Raw genomic sequence first — 5207 nt, 5'->3', positions numbered from 1 at the left:
GATGTTGATTATAAGCTTTTTTGTTGCCTGATACAGCTTGGCAACCTATCAAATTCCTCTGTGTCTCTATCAAAAACACTATAACTCTCAGCAATTGGCAGTTATACATTAGTGATGACTGATGGCTAATTCCCAATTATCTTTCTGCTAACTTGCTGAGTACAAAAGCAGCTAAAAACCCGCAGACAGTAATTAGTCCAGCAAAATCGTGAGTTTCCTCGAATGCTTCGGGCATCATAGTATCTGAGAATGTAACCCATCGATCTCCCTGCTTTTTTCATGCCGGCGGCGCTGGAGAGTCCTTCGGGAATGTTGGAGAGGAAAATTGCCGCTACTGTCACCCAATCGAGATTGATAGCCCTAAGGATTATTATAAAAAAAACTAGCTTTTTTTAATATCTCTAATAAATGGATATTTTGCACCTGTCGCCCTAGTCGGCTGTGGGGTTTAAAGCTCTGGCCGACTACTGCCTTCGGCACAAGATATCTATTCACTCGCAGATCTTGCATAATTTTATATCGAGGATTTTATCATCTGGTGGGGACAAGTTTATGAGATTATTGATTTTAGGCAATTATACTTCGTAAAACCAGCCCCTACAGGTTTGTGGAGAATGCCAAAAGATATCAATTCACTGGCACTTTAAACCTGCGGCTGCGGCTGTGGGAAATTCGATCGGCACAAAGGTAAAACCAAACTGTTCTCTAGAACACGGTACAATATGCACCAATTGTTGAGGAGAATTTTTCCGATTTCCCGTTTTCGAGTCAAACTTAATTATACCCGTGGCTCCTGCGGCTTGAAAGTTGGGACCTGCCAAGGTTTTTTGCATTCCTTCGCGGCTGGGTTCTGGCTGCATTTCTAGGGCTTTAATCAGGGTCCGGGCGGCATCGTAGGTTAAAGCCGATCGAGTATTGACCGGACCTCCCCACAATTTTTCAACGTTTTGCGGAAATTTTTTGTCAAAACTTGTTAACCGATGCCAAAACACGGATAGGGCCAGTTTTTCAACAGACTTTAGATATTTTGCTAGTTCTAACGTTCTCGGCTCGTACAGCGTCCAGGGCCCGACAACCCAATTGCGATCGTTGTTAGCTTTAATCATTGCCAGCGCATTTTCCAGGGAATCAGTGACTTGAGCGTCGGGAATGAGAAGTAAGGCTGTTTTTCCGCCTTTCTTAACTTCTTTGATTGCTGCTTCGGCGTTAAAATTATTTTTATTTTTAGATAAGTCGTAATAATTACGGATTCTAAAAGTCTCTCCTCCTAGGGCTTCAAATTGCTTTTTGAATTCTTCCCACAAAGAAGCGCTGAACGGACTGTTGGGATTGTAAAATACTGTGGCTTTTTTTTCACCGACCAATATCAGTTGATTTACTAAAGATTCAGCTTCTATGCTAGTTGTCGGAGCCGTCCGAAAGAAATATTTTCGAGGTCTTCGCGTCAGTTCTTCTGTTGTGCTTCCCGGAGAAATGGCGACGAGTTGATTTCGATTGTAAATATCTACTGTTTTAACAGTCATGTCGCTAGTATAGTGTCCGATGACTGCTAGAATATCGGGCTGAGCGACCAGATAATTAGCCCTTTGCTTGGCGTAGGATTCGATATTGCCGTCATCGGCAATGATGACTTTGAGACCTTTTCCGTTAATAGCTTTTGGTTCGAGAAAGCCTTGACCGGGAAAATCTTTATTGCTGCTGTCATTGGGTTTGAGAAGACCTAAATTAACTTCGGTTTGAGCTTGAGCAATGCCGCGGAGAAGTTCTTCGGCTAAATTTGCGTCGAGGATGCTGCCGTCCTGATTTCTGCGGATGGGAACAACAATTGCGATGGTGTAATATTCTGCCTTTATTGCCTTCAGTAGAGCATTGTTGATGTAAATTAAAGTTTCTGGATCTTTGCGCTCTTCTTTCCAAAACTGTTGGAGCAATTTTAAAGCTTCGGGATAATTTCCGTCGGCAAACTCATTGATTGCCCTTTGTTTTGGCCAAGGGGCGGAGGCTTGCACTAGGAGTTTTTCGCCAGAACTTACACCATCGGCGGAGGGTGTAGGCAGGGTTGCTCCCGGGGGAATTCTGGGGATTCGCGGGGGAATTCTGGGGATTAAAAGTACGATCGCCAATGCAGCGCCCAGTCCCGCAACTCCCAACAGCAACCAACGAAAGTTCCATACACGCGGTGGCCCTGGGGGAGTTCCTTGAATGTATTCTTGAACTAAGTAAAAATTGCCATTTTCCTCAAAGTGATTGAACAATTCAGGAATGCGCGAGTTATTTCTTAGAGTCTGCAAAGCCCTAGCTTCCCTTTGAAATCGCCTCCTGGCTCTTTCCAATACCTGGGGATTTTCGGATTGAGGAAAAGGAATTTCCTTGATTACGCACGGGGGATTTTCGGGGTTTTGTATATCTTGAGCGGTGTAGGTTCTAGCGAATCCTCCCTGTCCTAATCGAGCAATGATTCTGTAGCGTCCGGCCAGTATCTCTCCGGGATTGAGACACATAAATTTTCTAGTTCCTTGTGGAGGTGCGATCGTTGATGTTGATTATAAGCTTTTTTGTTGCCTGATACAGCTTGGCAACCTATCAAATTCCTCTGTGTCTCTATCAAAAATACTATAACTCTCAGCAATTGGCAATTCTACATTAGTCATGACCGATCGTTAATTCCCAATTATCTTTCTGCTAACTTGCTGAGTACAAAAGCAGCTAAAAACCCGCAGACAGTAATTAGTCTAGCAAAATCGTGAGTTTCATCGAATGCTTCGGGCATCATAGTATCTGAGAATGTAACCGATCGATCTCCCTGCTTTTTTCATGCCGGCGGCGCTGGAGAGTCCTTCGGGAATGTTGGAGAGGAAAATTGCCGCTACTGTCACCCAATCGAGATTGATAGCCCTAAGGATTATTATAAAAAAAACTAGCTTTTTTTAATATCTCTAATAAATGGATATTTTGCACCTGTCGCCCTAGTCGGCTGTGGGGTTTAAAGCTCTGGCCGACTACTGCCTTCGGCACAAGATATCAATTCACTCGCACATTTTGCACAATTTTATATTGAGGATTTTATCATCGGGTGGGGGCGGGTTTATGAGATTATTGATTTTAGGCAATTATACTTCGTAAAACCAGCCCCTACAGGTTTGTGGAGAATGCCACAAGATATCAATTCACTCGCACTTTAAACCTGCGGCCGCGGCTGTGGGAAATTCGATCGGCACAAAGGTGAAACCAAACTGTTCTTTACGACACGGTACAATATGCACCAATTGTTGAGGAGGGTTTAGCCGATTTCCCGTCTTCGGGTCAAACTTAATTATACCCGTGGCTCCTGCAGCTTGAAAGTTGGGAGCGGCCAAGGTTTTTTGCATTCCTTCGCGGCTGGGTTCAGGCTGCATTTCTAGGGCTTTAATCAGCGTCCGGCCGGCATCGTAGGTTAAAGCCGAGCGAGTATTGACCGGGCCTCCCCACAATTTTTCAGCGTTTTGCGGAAATTTTTTGTCAAAACTTTTTAACGGATGCCAAAACGTGGATATAGCCAGTTTTTCAACAGACTTTAGCTCTTTTGCTAGTTCTAACGTTCTCGGATCGTACAGCGTCCAGGGCCCGACAACCCAATTGCGATCGTTGTTAGCTTTAATCATTTCGATCGCATTTTCCAGGGAATTAGTAACTTGACCGTCGGGAATGAGAAGTAAGGCTGTTTTTCCGCCTTTCTTAACTTCATTGATTGCTGCTTCGGCGTTAAAATTATTTTGAGATAAGTCGGAATACTTACTGCTTCTAGAAGTCGCTCCTCCTTGGGCTTCAAATTGCTTTTTGAATTCTTCCCACAAAGAAGCGGTGAACGGACTGTTGGGATTGTAAAATACTGCGGCTTTTTTCTCACCGACGCTGAGCAGTTGATTTACTAAAGATTCAGCTTCTATGCTAGTTGTCGGAGCCGTCCGAAAGAAAGATTTTCGAGGTTTTCGCGTCAGTTCTTCTGTTGTGCTTCCCGGAGAAATGGCGACGAGTTGATTTCGATCGTAAATATCTACTGTTTCAACAGTCATGTCGCTAGTATAGTGTCCGATGACTGCTAGAATATCGGGCTGAGCGACCAGATCCTTAGCCCTTTGAACAGCGTAGGGTATGATATTGCCATCATCAGCAATGATGACTTTGAGACCTTTTCCGTTAATAGATTTTGGTTCGAGAAAGCCTTGACCGGGAAAATCTTTATTGTTCTCATTTGCAGCCAGAAGACCTAAATTAACTTCGGTTTGAGCTTGAGCAATGCCGCGGAGAAGTTCTTCGGCTAAATTTGCGTCGAGGATCTTGCCGTCCTGATTTCTGCGGATGGGAACAACAATGGCGATCGTGTAATATTCTGCATTTATTGCCTTCAGCAGAGCATTGTTCATGTAAATTAAAGTTTCTGGATCTTTGCGGTCTTCTTTCCAGGACAGTTTGAGCAATTTTAAAGCTTCGGGATAATTGGAGTCGGCAAACTCTTTGATTCCCCTTTGTTTTGGCCAACGGCGGGAGGGTTGCACTAGGAGTTTTTCGCCAGAACTTTCACCATCTGGGGACGGTCTAGGCGGGAAAATTCTGGGGATTAAAAGTATGATCGCCAATGCAACGCCCAGTACCGCAACTCCGAACAGCAACCAACGAAAGTTCCATACACGCGGTGGCGGTGGTGGTGGCGGTGGTGGTGGCGGTGTCAATACAGGCGGTGGCGGTGGTGGTGGTGGCGGTGGGGGTGTCAATTGAAGCGAATCCAAGTCTTGCAATACCTCAGCAGCAGATTGGTAGCGCTGCTGAAAGTGGAAACGCACCATGTTGTTTAAAATATTTCTTAGACCATCGCTAACGGGTTCAGATGTTAAATAATCCCAGATAAATTCACAAGTTTCGGGGTCTTGCGACAGATTGGTGGGACGCCGCCCGGTGAGGGCTTGAATCGCGATGATTCCTAGTGCATAAATATCATTGTAGGGTTGCGGGGTAGACTGCGGATTGTATTGTTCCGGAGGCATATAACCCCTGGTGCCGATCGCCTGCGATGTTAATATTTCACCTGTCGAGTTAGAGGTAAAAGTACCGATTTCTTTGACCGCCCCAAAATCTATTAAAACAATTTGTCGATCTGTTTGGCGCCGAATTAAGTTAGAAGGTGTAATATCGCGATGAATAACATTTGCTTGATGAATAGAGTTTAAAAT

2 protein-coding genes are annotated in these 5207 nt (G+C 44.6%); both read right to left on the bottom strand.

The window, feature by feature from the left end; genetic code table 11:
• Positions 1–632: 632 nt before the first annotated feature.
• Positions 633–2501, bottom strand: coding sequence for an ABC transporter substrate-binding protein (locus tag QUB56_RS36225; RefSeq protein WP_332961191.1), 1869 nt, complete (start codon positions 2499–2501; stop codon positions 633–635).
• 666 nt (positions 2502–3167) lie between these two features.
• Positions 3168–5207, bottom strand: a 2040-nt coding sequence (locus tag QUB56_RS36220; RefSeq protein WP_332961190.1) for an ABC transporter substrate-binding protein, incomplete at its 5' end; no start/stop codon positions are given.

Origin of the sequence: Microcoleus sp. AR_TQ3_B6 (assembly GCF_036702785.1) — a bacterium.
Taxonomy (GTDB): Bacteria; Cyanobacteriota; Cyanobacteriia; order Cyanobacteriales; family Microcoleaceae; genus Microcoleus.
This window is presented reverse-complemented; position numbering and strand designations above follow the sequence as displayed.